Genomic DNA, 17,877 nt, shown 5'->3' with positions numbered 1-17,877 from the left:
GAAACCCCCATGCCCAGTGACCAGGACGATCTCGACGCGACACAGGCTTCCGGGCCTCTCTACGACTGGTGGCTCGACCTGCTGCCGATCCTCTTCGGCGCGGGTTCGCCCATGCCCGCGCAGCCCGCCGACGATGCGGCACCGCTGCCGTTTCCCCTGCCCCAGGTGTCGCAGGCGCTGACGATGATGCAGCAGTTGACGGGGCCGATGTTCCAGGGCTACTTCCAGTCCCTGCTCCAGCACCCGAAGCCAGAGGAGGCCTTCGTCGCCTTCCAGGAACAGATGCGGGGTCAATTGCAGAAGCTCTCCGAAGCGCTGGCCGGCGCCGGCCAGTCGCTGTCGTCGGGCGGCACGTCGGCCGCAGGCTGGAACCTGATGGGCCAGCCGATGGCGATGTTCGGGCAGGCGCTGGAGCCGCTGTCGCTCAACCTCGAACGTGCCTACGGCGGCCTCGCCGATGCCTTCGGGCTCGCGCCCTCGCGCGAGCTGCAAGCCGCCGCGCGCGGCCTCGCGACAGCGGCGCTGGCCAAGAAACAGGCGCAATCGGAGTACCTGAGCCTCATCGTCGCGGCGATGGCCAAGGGCAGCGAGGGATTGCTGTCGCGCCTGGCCGAGATGGGCCAGAAGGGAGAAACCGTCGAGTCCTTGCTGGGCCTGGTGCGGCTCTGGAGCCGCTCGGCCGACGAGGCCATGCACGCAGCGATGCAGTCGCCGAAGGCGCTGGAGGCTGCGGCCCGGCTGGTGCGCGCTTCGACGCAATCGCGCCAGCAACAGCAACGCGTGGTCGCCATCGCGAGCGAGGCGCTCAACATGCCGACGCGCGCCGAGGTCGACGACGCCTACCGCGAGATCCAGGAACTCAAGCGCGAGATGCGGCGCCTGCGCAAATCCATCGGGGTTGCCGCGTCGATGGACGCCCTGCCGGAAGCGGCCACGTCGGCCCGGATCGCGCGCACGCCTTCGCCAACGCGCGCCGCCGCCAAGCGCGCCCCCGCTGCAAAGCGCAAGACCAGCACGAAGGCCACCGCATCATGACCGAACCCGCTGCAGCCCTGCCGATCCGCATCACCCCCGAGTCGCTCCTGCGCGAGATGCAACAGGTGAGCGAGAAGCTCACGCGCGGCAGCCAGCGCCTCTCGGCCTACACCGAGGACCAACTGGCCATCGCCACCACGCCCAAGGACGAAGTCTGGCGACAGGACATGGTGCGCCTCTACCGCTACCGGCCCACCGTGGAGAAACCTGCGCGCGTGCCCGTGCTGCTGGCCTACGCGCTGGTCGGGCGCTACCAGATGATCGACCTGGAACCCGACCGCTCCTTCGTGCGCAAGCTGCTGGCCGAGGGGCTGGACGTGTATGTCATCGACTGGGGCCTGCCGACGCGCGCCCAGCGCTGGCTCACGATCGACGACTACGTCTCGGGCTATCTCGACGATTGCGTCGACCTGATTCGCGAGCGGCACGGCGTCGACAAGATCAACCTGCTCGGCGTCTGCCAGGGCGGCGTGTTCGCTACCTGCTATGCGGCGCTGTTCCCGCAGAAGATCAGGAACCTCGTGCTCACGGTGACGCCGCTCGACTTCCATGGCGACATGGACCATCCGGAGCCGGGTGCCGGTTACATGAACCTGTGGGCCCGCTCGCTGAAGCCCGAGGACATCGACATGATGGTCGACACCATGGGCACCGCGCCCGGCGCGATGGTCGGCTTCTCGTTCCTGATGATGAACCCCGTGGGCAACGCCACGAAGTACACGACCGAGCTGGTGGACATGCTCGACGACGAATCGAAGATGCTGGGCTTCCTGCGCATGGAGCGATGGATCGCCGACCGGCCCGGCCATCCCGGCGAGGTCATGCGCCAATGGTTCAAGGACCTCTACCAGGCCAACAAGCTGGTGAAGAGCGAGCTGATGCTCGGCAACCGCCGCGTCGATCTCGACCAGATCCGCATGCCGGTGCTGAACGTGTATGCGACGGGGGACGTGATCATCCCAGTCTCCTGCTCGCAGGGCATGGAGGACCGGTTCGGCACCGACGACTACAGCGAGCTGTCGGTACCCGGCGGACACATCGGCACCTTCGTCGGCGGCAAGGCGCAGAAGGTGCTCGCGCCATCGATCGCCAAGTGGCTGAGGGAGCGCAACTAGATGAACCCGCCCAGCGGCAGCCATGTGCCCACTGAAAGAAGCCAGGACATCGCCGGGCGCGTGGAGGCGTTCGTCCGCGAGGTCGTGATTCCGTACGAGCGCGACCCGCGCCGCACGCGCCACGGGCCGGACGAAGCGCTCGTGCGCGAGCTGCGGGCCAAGGCGCGCGCAGCCGGCGTGCTGACGCCGCACATCCTGGCCGATGGCGGCCACCTGTCCCAGCTCGAAACGGCGCTGGTGCTCCAGCGCAGCGGGCTCTCGCCACTGGGTCCGGTGGCAGTGAACACCGCGGCCCCCGACGAAGGCAACATGTACCTGCTCGGCAAGATCGGCACGCCGGTCCAGAAGGAGCGCTTCCTCGCGCCGCTGGTGCGCGGCGAGGCGCGCTCCGCCTTCTTCATGACCGAGCCTGCGGAGGAAGGCGGCGCGGGCTCCGATCCGTCGATGCTGCAGACCGTGGCGAAGCGCCAGGGCGGCGGATGGCGCATCGACGGGCGCAAGGCCTTCATCACCGGTGCCGAGGGCGCCTCGGTCGGGATCGTCATGGCGCGCACCGGCAGCACCGAGACAACGCGCGCGACGATGTTTCTGGTCGACCTGCCGCATCCCGCGATCCGCATCGAACGGGTGCTGGACACCATCGACAGCTCGATGCCGGGCGGCCACGCGATCGTCGGCATCGAGGGCCTCGAAGTCGGCGACGACCAGGTGCTCGGCGAGGTGGATGAAGGCTTCCGCTATGCGCAGATCCGGCTCTCGCCGGCGCGCCTGTCGCACTGCATGCGCTGGCACGGCGCGGCCACCCGCGCCCAGGAGATCGCCACTGCCTATGCCACGCGGCGCAAGGCCTTCGGCAAGCTGCTGATCGACCACGAGGGCGTGGGCTTCATGCTGGCCGACAACCTGATCGACCTGAAGCAGGCCGAGCTCATGATCGACTGGTGCGCCACGGTGCTGGACACCGGCTCCCTGGGCACCACCGAAAGCTCGATGACCAAGGTCGCCGTCGCCGACGCGCTCTTCAGGGTGGCCGACCGCTGCGTGCAGGTCATGGGCGGCACCGGCGTGACGCAGGACACCATCGTCGAGCAGGTGTTCCGCGAGGTCCGCGCCTTCCGCATCTACGACGGGCCGACCGAGGTCCACAAGTGGTCGCTGGCCAAGAAGATCAAGCGTAACGCCCTCGGCGGGGGCAAGGCGTGAGCGGCGGCGACTGGGACGACGAGCGCCTCGGCGACTGGATGAAGGTCCACGTGCCCGGCTTTGCCGGGCCGATCCGGGCCGAGCGCTTTGCCGGCGGGCAGTCGAACCCGACCTACCAGCTCAAGACGCCCGGGCGCTCCTATGTCCTGCGCCGCAAGCCGTCGGGGGTGCTGCTCAAGGGCGCGCACGCGGTCGAGCGCGAGGCACGCGTGATCGGTGCGCTGCGCCAGGTCGGGTTTCCGGTGCCGGCGCTGCATGGCCTGTGCATGGACGACGCGGTGATCGGCAGCTGGTTCTACGTGATGGAGATGGTGGAGGGACGGATCTTCTGGGACTCCGCCTTTTCAGTGCTGCCCGTGGCCGAGCGCGGCGCCTGCTTCGATGCCATGAACGCGACGCTCGCGCAATTGCACCAGGTCGACTTCCGGGCGATCGGACTGGAGGACTACGGCCGCGTCGGCGGCTATGTGGAGCGCCAGGTGCGCCGCTGGTCGAAGCAGTATGTCGAGGACGAGGCCGCGGGCCGCAACGCCGACATGGACAGGCTGGTCGAATGGCTCGCGCGGAACGTGCCGGCGGACGACGAGACGTCGATCGTGCATGGGGACTACCGCGTCGACAACCTGATCTACCACCCGAGCGAGCCGAGGGTGGTGGCGGTGCTGGACTGGGAGTTGTCCACGCTCGGCCATCCGCTGGCCGATTTCGCCTATCACGCGATGATGTTCAGGATGCCGCCCGAGATCATCGGCGGCATCCGGGGCGTGGACCTCGCGGCCGGAGGATTGCCCGATGAAGCGGCCTACGTCGCCGCCTATTGCCGGCGCACCGGGCGGGCGGCCCTGCCCGCGCTGGACTACTACGTGGCGTTCAACATGTTCCGCTTCGCCGCGATCCTGCACGGCATTCGCGGGCGCCTCATTCGCGGGACGGCGGCGAGCGCCGAGGCGGCGGACCTGTCATCGCATTTCGAACAGGTGGCGGAACTTGCCTGGCAGCAGGCCATGAAGGCCGCGCAGGCGGTGTGAGAGGCCTATACGCGGGTCAGCGCAGGCCCAGCATCGTGTCCATTTCTTGCGAATAGATCACTGCGTTGCCGACAACGATTGCCAGAAGACCGACGCAGGTCAGAGCGGTAAACATGAGGGTTCCTTGGAGAAGAAGGCAAGCTCCATTGTAGGGTTAACCCTTATATCCAACTGTGGCGAGGTGTCTCTGGCGGACGCGGCCTCCGACGACATCGGGCGCCCATGGCCGACACCGGACCGACTGGGGCGCACCTACGCTGAAGTTGCAAACAACGAGGTGTTCAATGAAGGCACTCATCACCGCAGTCGCGACCGCCTGGATCTCGTTCGCAGCCCTTGCAGCCGGCGGGCAGCCGTCGGAGGCAGAGATCGCTGCGGCATTCAAGAAAGCCGATCGCGATAACGGTGGCACGGTCAGGTGGGCCGAAGCTGCAAATTTCGGCATCCTCAAGGAGGCTTTCGAGCATGCGAATCCTGACAAGGACGGCACCCTCGACATCAAGGAGTTCCAGGCCGCCATCACCTATCAGTTCGACAAGGCCAATCCCGACAACGACGGGACGCTCGATCGCAAGGAAGCCGCGAAGGCTGGCATCAAGAGCAAGACCATCTTCAACGAGGCCAATCCCGACAACGATGGCACGCTGGATCGCTCGGAATACCTTCGGGCGCTGACGCTGCAGGCCAGATAGACCTGCGGGACGTGGCAGCCTGCTAGCTGATGAGCCGGTCGGCACGCACCAGCAGCGACTGCGGCAGCTTGAGCCCGATCGCATCGGCGGTCTTCAGGTTCAGCACCAGTTCGAAGGTGGTGGGCCGCTCGATCGGCAGTTCCGCGGGCCTCGCGCCCTTGGCCATGCGATCGACATACGAGGCGAGCCGCGCATAGGAGTCGACGAGGCGCGGCCCATAGGTGCAGAGCGCGCCGCTGTCCGCGAAGATCGGCCAGCCCGACATGACGGGCATCCTGCGCGCGATGGCGAAATCGAGGATCTGACGCCGGTTGGCCACCGCGAAGCTGTCGCTGAAGATCGACACCGCACGCGCCGGCGAAGCGGCCATGGCCTCCAGCGAGGACGCCAGCTCGTCGCGCGTCCGCGCGGGAAAGTATTCGGTGCGCAGGCCGAGTTGCCTGGCCGCCCCGTCTGTGTAGTCGCGTTCTATGTGCGAGCCGGGGTGCTGGGGATTGACGATGATGGCCACGTCGCGCAGCGACGGCACCATCTCGCGCAGGATCTCCAGCAGCTTGCCGTTCATCTCGGCGGCCAGCAGCGTCAGGCCGGTCATGTTCGAGTCGGGGTGCGCGAGGCTCTTCGCGAAGCCGGCCGAAACCGGGTCGCCGCTGAAGACGTAAGCCACCGGCACGCCCACCGGAAGACCGCCCACCACGTTGACTGCCGGACCTCCCTGCGCCAGCAGGATGTCGACCGGCACGCGCTGGAGTTCCGCGACCAGTTCAGGGACACGCTCGACCGAGTTGTCGCCATACCTGAACTCGATGGCGAGATTGCGGCCCTCGACATAGCCCAGCCTGGCCAGCGAGGCGCGCAAGGCGGCGACCATCGGCGTGAGGCTCGCCGCCTCCTGTGCGCTGACCCACCCGAGGCGCAGCACCTTGTCGGCTGCGACGGTCCGCGAACTGTTCTGCATCAACGCAAGGGCGAACGCGGTGCCCAGGACCGTGCGTCGTTTCATGGCGGGAGCCTGCACCTTTGGCGCCGGCTGCGCAAGACACCCTATTGCCGTCGCGCGTTGTTCTTCATCAGGAAGAAGGTCAGCGCCGTCACGACGAGCGCCAGCCCCACGCCGAACGCGGCGATGTCGCTGGAGCCCTCCCAGGCGACGACCTCGCGCAGGAACAGGACCGACAGAACGGCAATGACGACGCTCACCAGGTTGCCCTTGAGGTCCTCGAGGTTGTGGACTTCGAGCCATTTCGGCAGCGGCAGCTTGTCATCGATGAACAGCGAATAGAGGCCGATGCTGATCAGGTAGACCGCAATGCCGATGAGGAAGACGTCCACCGCTTCGACAATGCCCACCGCGAAGATCTTGACCGCCTTGGCTGACACCGTTCCACCACGGATCGCCTCCATGAAGGTCAAGCACAAGGCGATCGACTCGTACAGGATCAGCGCCACGGAACCCAGAAAGGTCCCGATCACGGGAATGATCATGATGTAGCGGCTCGAAGCCAGGACGCGTCGCATCATCGGAAGACCTCCTCGGTTTGGATATGGCAGAGGAGGCCAATATGGCACGAACACAGGCGCCGCTGCGTGCATCGAATGGTCTAGGCAAGGCACCGCCGCCGAAGAAGAAGACGTCGCCGGGCCGCAACGACGTCATCCAGAGCGCGTGCACACTGACCAGAGCCCCGGCCACAATCGGCCAGGAGTGGTGGTGTCTGTGAGTGGCGCCGCCTTGCTTCCGGCCTCTTCCCTCTCCCTTCTTCCCGAGTTTGCTTTCCTACTTCTTCGTCCTGGTCGTCGGCCTGTTCGCCGGATGCGTGAGCGGCATCATCGGAACGGGTTCGTCCCTGTTGCTCCTTCCGATTCTTGTGTACGTGTTCGGGCCCAAGCATGCGGTGCCCATCATGGCGGTCGCGGCGGTGATGGGAAACATGGCGCGCGTGACGGCCTGGTGGAGTCGGATCGACTGGAAGGCCGTGGCGGCCTATTCAATTCCGGGCGCACCGGCGGCCGCTCTGGGCGCGAGCACGATGCTGGCACTTCCCTCCTCCGTCGTGGAGGCCATGCTCGGCGTCTTCTTCCTCGCGATGATTCCGCTCCGGCGCCTGCAGGCGAGGCTCGCATGGCGTCCGGCCCTGTGGCACCTGGCCGTTGCGGGCGCGTTGATTGGCTTCCTCACCGGCCTGGTTCTGTCGACCGGGCCGCTCAGCGTGCCGGTGTTCACGGCGTATGGCCTGTCTTCCGGGGCCTTCATTGCGACCGAAGCCGCCAGCGCGCTGGTGCTCTACGTCAGCAAGGTCGCCACGTTCAGGCAGCTGGGAGCCGCCCCGCTGGAGATCCTGCTTCAAGGAAGCATCGTGGGCGCTTCGCTCATGCTGGGCACCTACGGAGGCAAGGCCATCCTCAAGCGGATGGAAATCCATGTGTTCAACAGGATGCTGGATGCATTGATGTTGACGTCCGGCATCGCGCTGCTGTGGACTGCAGTGCGTTGAGTGCCGGCTACTGGCGTCGCAACACGGTCGCGAACGACTTGCACTGCTCCAGAGTCAGCTTCGCAGCGAGGTCCATCCCGTAGGTTGCCCCTTTCGTGATGGCTTTCAATGCGATGCCATCGTGCTTTTCAGTGATCTTCGCGGGCGGAAATGGAAACTGCTGCCTCATCGAGACCAGGGCAGCGCCGAGCGCAACGTCGACCACGGGCATCGGGTCCACCGCGGGCAGCGGCGGGTCGCCCTTCTCCAACTGAATGCGGGTGATCGGATCCCACGGGTCGAGCCAGACGACCTCGATGAACTGCCTTGACCAGTCGATCAACCATTCAAGTGTCTGACACTGGCCGGCCCGCCGCGCAAACACATCGCGTGCATGAATGCCGATGTGCATCAACGTGGAGGCAGGGATGCGGTCCAGCGCAATATCCGGGCTGGTGAGGGTCGCCTCGATGAGTCGGTCGCTGAAGATCACTTCCCACCAGATCAGACGATGGAAGCACGCGTGCCTCGGAGGCGGGGAGATCCAGACGCCGATGTTGGTGTAGTAGTTCTTGATCTTGCTCAGCGCCGCCAACCCGGATGCCGAACTCAGGAAGCCGTTGTGCTTGCTCGGGTCCTCGCCAGCAGACGAGAACTCGTCGAAGCCCCCTCCCTCCAGCACACCGATCAGGTTCACGTTGACGAAGTGGTGCCAGGTCGAGTCACAGACAACGCGCCCTTTGCCGCTTGCGCGATGACCGTCATAGGCGGACACCACGCCGAAGGTTTGCGCAACGGTCGGGATCTTCATTCCGTTCGGCCCCGTCGACCGGGTCGTATTGCCCGCACGCACACGCCCCCAGGCGACGACCTCGGGCACGATCCGGCTGCCGCCACTGTCGACCGGGTACTCGTCGGCACCGCCGAAGGGTAGCGTCACGTCGGGCGGCTCGCGGCACTCGCCCTCGTGCGGGTGGTCGGGGAAGGCATCAATGCGCCCCATGCGGCCACACATCACCGGATGAGGGTAGCGCGCAGCGCGCAGGAAGCCTGCGTAGGAGCTGTAGAGCAGCAGGTCGAGTGGCTGCGGAACATCGTCGCTCTGGTCGCTGAAGGACGTTCCCGTATCGTGCCCTTCCTGGTTCGAGTCATTGCGGCGCGGTCCGGTCATGCTGACCTGGTTCTGGTCGTTGGTGGAGCTTGGGAAGTCGCCCCAGTAGCGCATGTTGCGAACGCGTGGCAGGCCCCCGCTAAGCGCCTGGCCAAGAAAGCCGTGATCCCCCGTCGCGAACACGCCGCCGCCGCGTTGCATGTGCGCATGGATGGCGTCGATTTCCGCGGGGGCGAGGAAGGTTCCACGCCCTGTCATTCCGGCATAGCTGGTTTCGATTCCGAACAGCCAGATCTGGTCGTACATATCCGCCGTGAAGTGGGCCACGTTGTCGAATCGGAACGACTTGATGCGGTTCGCGATGCCTGTCTCCGAGGCAAGCATCTCGGCATCGGTGACATTGCGAATATGCGCCAGCGTCAGCTCGAAGTGCACACGGCCGGGCGCCTCGTCCCTCAGGGTCCGCACGAACGTCGACAAACCAAAATCGCCTTCGCCGAAGTTGAGCGAGCCATCGGTCACGATCAGCGCCTTGACGGTGCAGCGACGCCACCACGGGTAGAACAGCTCTGGCGTTCGAAAGACGTCGAGGCGACGTTTCAGGTTGAGCCGGATGAGTTCGCGATTGCCGATGCTGATGTCGTCGAAGGGTGGAAGCGGCGCCTCGACCTTCAGGGCCTGACGAGTGGTTGACGTTGCCATGGATGAACTCCCTTCGGTAGACACGCGACCTGCGAATGCCGATTGCAGGCTATACGGTGTACCAGCGCGTGTTCAGGCCGTCATCCTCAATGCGGCGGACGGGGCATCCGCCGCGCAGGCTGCGCTCTTGTCAGAGCATCCAGTCGATCGGCAGCGGCTCCAGCAGGCGCACGACAAAGCGCTGCCACCAGGTCGTCATGGGCTCGATCGACAGGGGTGGGTGGGCGCCGTCGATCCAAAGCAGCCCACCGCTCTCGGGATCGAGTTGCAGCTTCCAACTGCTCACCGGAACGCGCACGTCGAAGGCTTGCGCGATCGCGGCTGCCAGCTGCGGGCTGTCGATGATGAGTCCCAGCTCGGTGTTGAGCCGCGCCGAGCGTGGATCGAAGTTGAATGAGCCGACGAAGGCGCGTTCCATGTCCACGCCGAAAGTCTTGGCATGCAGGCTGGTGCCCGAACTGCCGGAACTGCCCGGCATGCGATGACCCTCTTCCTTCCGCGCGGCACTGCTGGCCGGACCCGTCGGGTCGGGCTTGAGCTCATACAGCGCCACACCAGCGGCCAACAGACGTTGCCGATGGCGTGCGTAACCCGAATGCACCGCGAGGACGTCGGTGGCGGCCAACGAATTGGTGAGGATGCGCACGCGCACGCCGCGCAGGGCGAGGCCTACGAAGTAGTCGGTGCCGGCATCGGTCGGCACGAAGTACGGCGACACCAGATCGACACTGCGCGTGGGCACACCGACGGCCTCCGTCATGTGATGCAACAGCAATTGCTCCGGTTCGGCCAGTGCCAGCCCCTTGGACGGATCGTCGACCACCAGGTGCGCAGGCGCCCAGACGAGCGAATAGTCCTTCCGGATCAGGCTTCCGTAGAAAGGCATCTCACGCACGGCCTGCTTGTAGGAGGCAGCCAGCTCGGACCGCTCCACCAGGGCATTTCGGTCCCGGAAGGCAGTCAGGGCTTCAGCGGAGGGCGGCGTCACCAGCGAAGCTATCGGATAAGCCGATGCGCTGGCCCAATAGGCGTCGAACGAACTCGAGATCTGCTCGACTGCCGGCCCGATCGCCAACACGTCGAGGTCGGCAAACAGGACGCCATCGGTGGCGCCGAAGTACTCGTCGCCGACGTTGCGGCCGCCCACGACGGTGATCGCATTGTCAGCCGTGAAGCTCTTGTTGTGCATCCGCCGGTTCGCGCGCGAGAAGTCAGTCACGAAGCCCAGCGGCTTGAACGGACGGAACAGGAACGGATTGAACAGGCGCACCTCCACTTGGGGATGCGCGTCCAGAGCAGCCAACTCTTCATCGAGCCCCGAATGACCGAGGTCGTCCAGCAGCAAGCGCACGCGCACCCCACGATCGGCGGCCGAGTGCAAGGCCTCCAGCAGCAGATGGCCGGTCGTGTCGTTGCGCCAGATGTAGTACTGCACATCCAGTGTGCGCTGGGCGTGCTGCGCCATCTGCACCCGCGCCGCGAACGCTTCGCGCGGGTCTTCCAGCGTATGGATGCCCGTCAGTCCCGGATGCTCCTTCGCGAGGACGCCGACCGCGCTGCCAAGCGGCGTATCGCGCATTTCGGCTGTTGGCAGCGCCTCCGACTCGCTGCGTCCCTCCAGCGGCGGTAGCGCACATGCGGCCAGCAGGCCGGCAAGCGCCGCCGCAGCCAGCCATCGCGCCGTTGCGGACAGCGCAGACTTGATTTCGAAGTGGGCCAGGTTGCTCATTGAGTCAAGGGAATTCTGCCAGCGCCGTTGGCGCCGATCGAAATCCGATGCACTCATGAGGGGTGCGCCGACCCGAACCTCAGTCGGGACGTTCAACCTACTCTGCCGTTTTCCTGTTCAACAGAGTACGAGGAGTGATCACCACGAAGCCTGAAGTCAGCCTTCTTCCATGACGGCCTGTTCCTGCCGGGATGGCTCGAAGTAGGGGTTGGGCGGCCGGTTCAGGCCGAAGTGCTCGCGCAGCGTGTCGCCCTCGTACGCCGTGCGGAACAGTCCGCGCCGCTGCAGCAGCGGAATCACCTGCTCGACGAAGTCGTCCAGCACCGCCGGCAGCACGGGCGGCATCAGGTTGAATCCATCGGCGGCCTGATGCGTCACCCAATCCTCGATCGCATCCGCCACCTGTTCCGGCGTGCCGACGATCGAGAAGTGGCCGCGTGCACCGGCCAGCTTTTGAAGCAGCTGGCGCAGCGTTGGCCGTTCGCGCGCGACCAGGGAAGTGATGACCGACGCCCTGCTTCGTGCCGCTTCGACTTTGGAAGGATCAGGAAAGTCGTCGACCGACAGCACGCGGTCCAGCGGCAGGTGCGAGAAGTCGTAGCCGCCGAAGCGGTTGGATAGTCGCGCGCGCCCGACTTCGGCATCGGTCAGCGCATTGAGTTCATCCGATCGCCGGCGAGCCTGCGCTGGGCCCAATCGCTGGCCGCCACCCAGTGCCGCACAACGTCGCGTATGGCCGCGGCCTTGGCGGGGTTGGCCAGCGCTGCGGGGCTTGCATAGAGGTAGCTCGTGTTCGTCGGCAACTTCGCATGCTCGCTCTTCGGAAGCGCACTGGCCTTCTGGTCGGCATAGGTGCGCAGGTAGCGGCTGAAGTGAGGTTCGGTCAGCGCCGCCACGTCCACCTGGCCAGTCTGTACGGCCGTTGGAAATTCGCCGGCGCGCAAGGGCACGAGCTTGACGTCGTTCGGACGCAGGCCGGCAATCTTCAATGCGCTCAGCACGTACGGCTGGCGACCGGTGCCCTCGGCGTAGGCAATCTTGCGGCCCTTGAGATCGGTCAGTCTTTCGATCTGCAGGCCGGGGCGAACGGCCAGGAAGTAGTCGGGCGCATCGGTGGTGCGGACCGCAACGATCGGCAGCACCTGACCGGCGGCGTGGGCCTGGATCGGCGGTGTGTTGCCGACGATGGCCAGGTCCAGCGCGCCGGCTCGAAACGCCTCGAAGATCGCCGGGCCACCCTGGAAGTTGGCGTAGCTGACCGTCGATGCCAACTTCTGTTGCTCACCGGAAGCGCGCATGAGCGTCTGCAGGTTTTCGTTCTGGTCGGCAACGACAAGCTTGGTGTTCGCAGGAACCTGAGACGGCAGTGTCTGTTGAGCCTGTGCGGCGACGAGCGTCAGCGAAGACGCGAGGCACAACACCTGACCACGGGCACGCCACTTCGTGCGGGTCTGTTGATTTTTCATCTAACGATGATCACCCGACAAACTTCTCCGCTTTAGACGCTTTTCGATAAACGATATCTGGTTATGAATTAACGGCTACGCACGCACTCCACGCCGGAGGCCATGAACCCGCGATGGCTGCCATCGCGACATGGCATGCAAGCACCGGAGGTGACGGCGGGACAATCCGGGGCTCATGTCAGCAACCCCGTCCGCCGATCCGACGCAAGCCATCCGCCCGCACCCCGATGCGGCTCCCGAACACTGGCGGCGCAACCTGGCCGTGTGCATGTTCGGCTCCTTCACCACCATCGTGGCGATGACGCTGCTGCTGCCCTTCCTGCCGCTCTATGTAGAGCAGCTCGGCGTCCACGATCACGCCGCGATCGTGCAATGGTCAGGCGCGGCCTACGGCGCCACCTTCCTGAGCGCAGCGCTGGTGGCGCCGCTGTGGGGACGGCTCGCCGATCGCTACGGGCGCAAGCTGATGCTGATCCGCGCCAGCCTCGGCATGGCGTTGGCGATGGCCCTGATCGGCCTGGCACAGGACGTCTGGCAACTGGTCGGGCTGCGTCTTCTTGCCGGTCTGCTGGGCGGCTACGCCTCGGGCTCGACGGTGCTGATCGCCACCCAGACGCCGAAGGATCGATCCGGCTGGGCGCTCGGCACGTTGTCGTCCGCGATCATGGCCGGCAGCCTGGTCGGACCGCTGATCGGCGGCGTGCTGCCGCCACTGATCGGTATCCGCTGGACCTTCTTCGGCGCCGGCGCAGTGATCTTCATCGCCTTCCTCGCGACGCTCGTGCTGGTGCGCGAGGAGCGTCGGCCCCTGCGCGTGGCCAAGGCCGGGAGGCCGCCCGGTGGCTGGGCCGGCGTGCCGGACAAGCGCCCGGTGGCCGCCATGCTGCTCACCGGCATGCTGCTGATGCTGGCCAACATGTCGATCGAGCCGATCATCACCGTCTACGTCGCCCAGCTGGTCGCCGATCCGGCGCGGGTGACGGTGGTGGCCGGCCTGGTGATGTCGGCAGCGGCGCTCGGCAGCGTGCTTTCGGCCGCGCATCTGGGCCGGCTGGCCGACCGGGTCGGCCACTGGAACGTGATCATCGGCTGCCTGGCGATCTCGGCCGTGCTGCTGGTGCCGCAGGCCTTCGTGACCGCCGGCTGGCAGTTGGTGCTGCTGCGCTTCCTGATGGGCCTGTCGCTCGGCGGGCTGCTGCCTTGCATCGCGAGCGTGATCCGCCACAGCGTGCCGGAGGGCGTGGCCGGCAGCATGCTGGGTTATTCGATCTCGGCGCAATACACCGGGCAGGTGGTTGGACCGCTGCTGGGCGGGTTCGTGGGCGGTCATTTCGGCATGCCGACCGTCTTCCTCGCGACCTGCCTGCTGATGGCGGCGGGCGCCTGCTGGAACTGGTGGGCCCAGCGCGCCATTTTCGAGAGCATGTACGGGGCCCGGTAGATCCGCGGCTTCTGAGCGTGAAGTTGCCCTCGGGGGCAATCCTCCCTGCATCGGAGGTCAATAGACAGGCCCACAGATCCCGTCTGAAAATGCGCGCCCAGGCGAGGAACATGCCGCACGACCCGGACGACGGCGCGTGTCAAACGGGCGGTGCGTCGCGACTGCGCCGAACCGCTCCGGGGCATCGGCACAGGAGACTTCGACCATGCACGCCATGTCGGTCCAGCCCACCCGAAGCGATGGGAGGCGCACGGCTTCCAACCATTCGTCTGCCGAGCGGACGGTTTGTCGATGGCACTGCTGCTCGTTCGCGCTCTCGGCAGTGAGCCTCGCCGGAACCGCATGGGGGCAGACCGCATGCCTTCCGGGGCCGGTGTCGGTCACGAACACATCGTGCGTCGTGACGCCGGCCTCGACCATCACCGTGGCAGCGGCCAACGTTTCCGCTCTTCGCGGGACAGGCTCGGCCGCACAGATCACCGCCAACGGGGTCGTGGTCCGAACGACCGGCAGCAACGACACCGGCGCCCTCGCACTGGATGGCGCAACGATCCTGCTTGGCGGCGCGACCTCGATCACGACCACCGGCCCGACCGTGCTCAACGCCGCGATCGGAAGCCACGGCCTGCAGGCCACCGGGGCAGGCAGCCGCATCGTCGGCACAGGCATCGGCGTGACCGTGTCGGGCGCGAGGTCGAACGGCGTGCAGGTGGACTCCGGTGCCAGCGTGAGCCTGACCGGCAGTTCCATCACCACATCCAGCAACGGGCAGACCGACACGGCGCCCGCTGCGGGCGCGTTGGTGGGCGCTGGCGGCGCCTTCGACATGAGCGGCGGTGCGATCACCGCGTCGGGCGTCAGGGACCATGCGGTGTCCGTGCGCGCCGCGAATGCCACGGCATCGGTGTCCGATGCCACGCTCACGGTGAGCGGTGACCGCTCGCGGGCCATCGATGTGTTCGGCGGCGGCCAGGTGAGCGTGAGCAACACGCGGATGACCGTCACCAATTTCGGGCTTCTCGGCGCAGAGGTGGCGGGAAACGGCTCCGTCTTCGAGATGAAGAACCAGAGCAGCATCTCGACCGACAGGAAGAACGGCATCGGTGTGCGCGCGACCCTCGGGGCCACCGCCACCCTGTCGGATGCATCGGTGGCGACGGCCGGCGCCGATGCCACTGCGCTGAACGCGGCCAGCGGGGCGACCCTCACGGCCAGCCGCGTGACCGTCTCCACCACCGGGGACGACACCTCGATGGGCGCCGTGGCGGACGTGGGTGGCACGGTCATCCTGACCGACTCGAGCGTCACGACCTCGGGCCGGCGCGTAAGGGGAGCGGACACCAAGCCCCATGGCCTGGTCGCGCGCAATCCCGGCGCCACCCTGACGGCGACGCGCGTGGATGTCCTGACCTTGGGCGCCGACGGCCAGGCCATCGGCGCGGTGGCCGACGACGGGGGCACGGTGACGCTGGTCGACGGGTCCATCACGACGCAAGGCACGCTGGGGCTCGGGATGTTTTCCGTCGTGGAACAGGCGGGGTCGCAATTTGCGGCGCACATCGGTGCGGCCGGCACCCGGGTCGTCACATCAGGGCTCAAGGGCTACGGCGCCGACGCGGAGCGCAACTTCCTGGAGGCGCCGGCCACCATCGCGCTCGACCGTGTGTCCATCACGACGCAAGGTGAAGGCGCGGTGGGACTCCGCGCCCGGACGGGCGGATCGGTGGTCGCGAGCAACACGACCGTGGCAACCCACGGCGTCTCGGCCCACGGCGTGCTGGCGCGCGACGCGCAGGGTTCGCTGTTCAGCGCGGTGACCTTGAACCAGACGCAAGTGACGGCAGACGGCAGCGCGGCGCATGGCGTGGTGGTGCAGGAGGGCGCGCGGGTCAGCGGCAATGTCGCCACCGTCAATGCGCTGGGCGCGAATGCTGCCGCGCTGTTCGTCGCCGGAGAAAACGGTCCGGCGCCCAGCGCCGATTTCACCGGCAGTTCATTGGCCAATCGGACGGGACCGACCATCGGTGTCGCGGGCGCAGGCAATGTGTCGCTGGTCAACACCGTGGTGTCGGGGAGCGGGCAATGGCTCCATGTCGGCACGGTCGATGACTTCCCTCTCCTGGGCGCGCCCGATCCCGGGCTGGGTGGCGTGCCCGACCTGCCCGATCCGGACGCCGTCGCCCTTGCCAAGCCGGCGAACGCGCCGCGTTCCGCGTCGCTGCTTGCGGGCAAGCCCGGCCTGGCCAGCATCGATGCCAGCGGCTCGACCCTGAACGGCTTCGCGACCACGGCGCCGGGCAGCGTGTCGAACGTGACCCTGCGCAACGGCACGGTCTGGAACATGACCGGCAATTCGAATCTCACCAGCCTGGGCAACGACTCCAGCCAGATCCTGTTCTCGCCGCCATCGGCCGGGGTGTTCAAGACGCTGACGGTGGTCAACTACGTCGGGCAATCCGGGGTCATCGGCCTCCACACGTTTCTCGGTGGCGATGGATCGCCCTCGGATCGCCTGGTGATCGACGGCGGGAGCGCAACGGGCCTCACCGGCTTGCGCATCACCAATGCAGGAGGGCCCGGCGCCCTGACGCTCGCCAACGGGATCATGGTGGTCGACACGGCCAACGGCGGCGTGACCCAGCCCGGCGCCTTCGTGCTGAACGGGCGCGCGGTGGCCGGCCCCTACGAATACCAGCTCTACCGCAGCAGCGTGGATGCGTCCAACCCGCAGGCCTGGTATCTGCGCTCGGAGCGCTCGATCGGGCCTGTTCCGCCGCCGCCTCCCGCCCCACCGCCTCCTGCCCCGCCAACGCCTTCGCCGCCGGGACCACCCGTGCCTCCGCCGCCTCCCACGCCGGACATCCTGCCGATCCCGCCTTCGATCAAGGTTCCGCTGTATCGCCCGGAGGTCGGCGCCTATCTCGCGAACCAGCGCTCGGCGGGCGGACTCTTCCTGCACAGCCTCCACGATCGCCTGGGCGAGCCCCAGTGGATCGAATACCAGACCTTCGACGAGCCGGACGACAAGCGCCGCTCGGGCTGGCTGCGTGTCGTCGGCAAGGACATCGACGCGACCTCGCGCGACGGCAACTTCGATGTCGGCTCGCGCGACTGGCTGATCCATGGCGGCGGCGACATCGCCAGCTGGTCGGTGTTCAAGGACAAGGACAAGAGCCCGCCGGATCGCCTGCACCTGGGTGCGATGCTCGGCTACGGCTGGTCCAACAGCGACGCGACGGCCGCCGGAAACCCCGCCACCGCCCGCGGCAAGACCGAGGGTTGGAACCTGGGCGCCTACGGCACCTGGTACGAGAACGACGAGAAGAAGCTTGGCTGGTACGCCGACGTCTGGGGCACCTACGGCTGGTTCAGCAACAGCGTGCAGGGCAGCCTGCTGCCCGAGGTCAAGTACGACTCCCGGGTGCTCACGCTTTCCGGGGAAACCGGCTATGCGACTCGCGTGCGCGAGGACAGCGACTGGATCGTGGAGCCCCAGGCACAGCTGATCTACCTCAAGTACAGCGACGACGACATCACCGAGCCCAACGGCACGCGCATCGACGGCAGCAACGGCAGCGGCTGGATCTCACGGCTGGGGCTGCGCACGCATCGCACGTGGATCGGCGATGACGGCAAGCGCACGCAGCCCTATCTCACGCTGAACTGGTGGCACGACAGCTCGGACAACACGCTCGCGTTCAACCAGGTTGCGCTGAGGGATCTGTATCCGAAGGACCGCTATGAAGTGAAGGTCGGCGTCAATGCCGAGCGGGGCAAGGGTTGGACCTACTGGGGGAACCTGGGCTACCAATGGGGGAGCCAGGGCTACAGCGCCGTCACGCTGAGGATCGGGGGCAAGCGCACCTGGTAGCTAGTTGCCG

At 66.7% G+C, this 17,877-nt stretch carries 14 protein-coding genes; 8 read left to right on the top strand and 6 right to left on the bottom strand.

What is annotated here, in order from left to right; all coding sequences use genetic code 11:
* Positions 1-9: 9 nt before the first annotated feature.
* The 5 genes from QTH90_RS13950 to QTH90_RS13930 all read left to right on the top strand — a co-directional run bounded on the left by QTH90_RS13950 (position 10) and on the right by QTH90_RS13930 (position 5,073).
* A complete protein-coding gene (locus tag QTH90_RS13950; RefSeq protein WP_286665140.1) occupies positions 10-1,035 on the top strand; it encodes a poly(R)-hydroxyalkanoic acid synthase subunit PhaE in 1,026 nt (341 codons plus the stop codon).
* Positions 1,032-2,150, top strand: coding sequence for a class III poly(R)-hydroxyalkanoic acid synthase subunit PhaC (gene phaC / locus QTH90_RS13945; RefSeq protein ID WP_286665139.1), 1,119 nt, complete (start codon positions 1,032-1,034; stop codon positions 2,148-2,150). Before QTH90_RS13950 ends, phaC begins: the two co-directional genes overlap by 4 nt.
* Positions 2,151-3,353, top strand: coding sequence for an acyl-CoA dehydrogenase family protein (locus QTH90_RS13940; RefSeq protein WP_286665138.1), 1,203 nt, complete (start codon positions 2,151-2,153; stop codon positions 3,351-3,353).
* A gap of 38 nt (positions 3,354-3,391) precedes the next feature.
* The gene (locus tag QTH90_RS13935) at positions 3,392-4,381 is read left to right on the top strand and encodes a phosphotransferase family protein (protein WP_444814724.1); all 990 of its coding nucleotides are present in this window, start codon (positions 3,392-3,394) and stop codon (positions 4,379-4,381) included.
* A gap of 284 nt (positions 4,382-4,665) precedes the next feature.
* Positions 4,666-5,073 carry an EF-hand domain-containing protein gene (locus QTH90_RS13930; protein ID WP_286665136.1) on the top strand — a complete coding sequence of 136 codons (408 nt, stop codon included), beginning with the start codon at positions 4,666-4,668 and terminating at the stop codon, positions 5,071-5,073.
* Between the two features lie 22 nt (positions 5,074-5,095).
* Here the strand turns inward: QTH90_RS13930 and QTH90_RS13925 are convergent, their stop codons facing one another.
* Positions 5,096-6,076: an ABC transporter substrate-binding protein gene (locus tag QTH90_RS13925; RefSeq protein ID WP_286665135.1), complete on the bottom strand. Its 981-nt coding sequence runs from the start codon at positions 6,074-6,076 to the stop codon at positions 5,096-5,098.
* Between the two features lie 41 nt (positions 6,077-6,117).
* Positions 6,118-6,594 carry a YqhA family protein gene (locus QTH90_RS13920; protein WP_286665134.1) on the bottom strand — a complete coding sequence of 159 codons (477 nt, stop codon included), beginning with the start codon at positions 6,592-6,594 and terminating at the stop codon, positions 6,118-6,120.
* Positions 6,595-6,842: 248 nt separating this feature from the next.
* Between QTH90_RS13920 and QTH90_RS13915 the strand changes: the two genes are divergently transcribed.
* The gene (locus QTH90_RS13915) at positions 6,843-7,568 is read left to right on the top strand and encodes a sulfite exporter TauE/SafE family protein (RefSeq protein WP_286665133.1); all 726 of its coding nucleotides are present in this window, start codon (positions 6,843-6,845) and stop codon (positions 7,566-7,568) included.
* Positions 7,569-7,575: 7 nt separating this feature from the next.
* On the opposite strand, the gene QTH90_RS13910 is transcribed toward QTH90_RS13915, so the two are convergent.
* The 4 genes from QTH90_RS13910 to QTH90_RS13895 form a co-directional block, all read right to left on the bottom strand.
* The gene (locus tag QTH90_RS13910; protein ID WP_286665132.1) at positions 7,576-9,360 is read right to left on the bottom strand and encodes a hypothetical protein; all 1,785 of its coding nucleotides are present in this window, start codon (positions 9,358-9,360) and stop codon (positions 7,576-7,578) included.
* A 130-nt stretch (positions 9,361-9,490) separates the two neighbouring features.
* Positions 9,491-11,089 carry a phospholipase D family protein gene (locus tag QTH90_RS13905; RefSeq protein WP_286665131.1) on the bottom strand — a complete coding sequence of 533 codons (1,599 nt, stop codon included), beginning with the start codon at positions 11,087-11,089 and terminating at the stop codon, positions 9,491-9,493.
* A gap of 156 nt (positions 11,090-11,245) precedes the next feature.
* Positions 11,246-11,785, bottom strand: coding sequence for an LLM class oxidoreductase (locus QTH90_RS13900; RefSeq protein WP_286665130.1), 540 nt, complete (start codon positions 11,783-11,785; stop codon positions 11,246-11,248).
* The gene (locus QTH90_RS13895) at positions 11,737-12,555 is read right to left on the bottom strand and encodes an ABC transporter substrate-binding protein (RefSeq protein ID WP_286665129.1); all 819 of its coding nucleotides are present in this window, start codon (positions 12,553-12,555) and stop codon (positions 11,737-11,739) included. The genes QTH90_RS13900 and QTH90_RS13895 overlap by 49 nt, the downstream gene beginning before the upstream one ends.
* 175 nt (positions 12,556-12,730) lie before the next feature.
* Here QTH90_RS13895 and QTH90_RS13890 point away from each other — a divergent pair, with 175 nt between their 5' ends.
* Both QTH90_RS13890 and QTH90_RS13885 read left to right on the top strand, forming a co-directional pair.
* Positions 12,731-13,996 carry an MFS transporter gene (locus QTH90_RS13890; RefSeq protein WP_444814720.1) on the top strand — a complete coding sequence of 422 codons (1,266 nt, stop codon included), beginning with the start codon at positions 12,731-12,733 and terminating at the stop codon, positions 13,994-13,996.
* A 322-nt stretch (positions 13,997-14,318) separates the two neighbouring features.
* Positions 14,319-17,867, top strand: coding sequence for an autotransporter outer membrane beta-barrel domain-containing protein (locus QTH90_RS13885; protein ID WP_286665128.1), 3,549 nt, complete (start codon positions 14,319-14,321; stop codon positions 17,865-17,867).
* Positions 17,868-17,877: the final 10 nt, after the last annotated feature.

This window comes from Variovorax flavidus (genome assembly GCF_030317145.1).
GTDB lineage: Bacteria > Pseudomonadota > Gammaproteobacteria > Burkholderiales > Burkholderiaceae_C > Variovorax > Variovorax flavidus.
The sequence above is the reverse complement of the archived record's forward strand: the minus strand, read 5'-3'. Positions and strand labels throughout refer to the sequence as shown.

Coding starts and splice junctions, on each gene's coding strand:
- QTH90_RS13950 (WP_286665140.1), top strand. CDS start 10: ATGCCCAGTGACCAGGACGATCTCGACGCGACACAGGCTTCCGGGCCT.
- phaC (WP_286665139.1), top strand. CDS start 1,032: ATGACCGAACCCGCTGCAGCCCTGCCGATCCGCATCACCCCCGAGTCG.
- QTH90_RS13940 (WP_286665138.1), top strand. CDS start 2,151: ATGAACCCGCCCAGCGGCAGCCATGTGCCCACTGAAAGAAGCCAGGAC.
- QTH90_RS13935 (WP_444814724.1), top strand. CDS start 3,392: ATGAAGGTCCACGTGCCCGGCTTTGCCGGGCCGATCCGGGCCGAGCGC.
- QTH90_RS13930 (WP_286665136.1), top strand. CDS start 4,666: ATGAAGGCACTCATCACCGCAGTCGCGACCGCCTGGATCTCGTTCGCA.
- QTH90_RS13925 (WP_286665135.1), bottom strand. CDS start 6,076: ATGAAACGACGCACGGTCCTGGGCACCGCGTTCGCCCTTGCGTTGATG.
- QTH90_RS13920 (WP_286665134.1), bottom strand. CDS start 6,594: ATGATGCGACGCGTCCTGGCTTCGAGCCGCTACATCATGATCATTCCC.
- QTH90_RS13910 (WP_286665132.1), bottom strand. CDS start 9,360: ATGGCAACGTCAACCACTCGTCAGGCCCTGAAGGTCGAGGCGCCGCTT.
- QTH90_RS13905 (WP_286665131.1), bottom strand. CDS start 11,089: ATGAGCAACCTGGCCCACTTCGAAATCAAGTCTGCGCTGTCCGCAACG.
- QTH90_RS13895 (WP_286665129.1), bottom strand. CDS start 12,555: ATGAAAAATCAACAGACCCGCACGAAGTGGCGTGCCCGTGGTCAGGTG.
- QTH90_RS13890 (WP_444814720.1), top strand. CDS start 12,731: ATGTCAGCAACCCCGTCCGCCGATCCGACGCAAGCCATCCGCCCGCAC.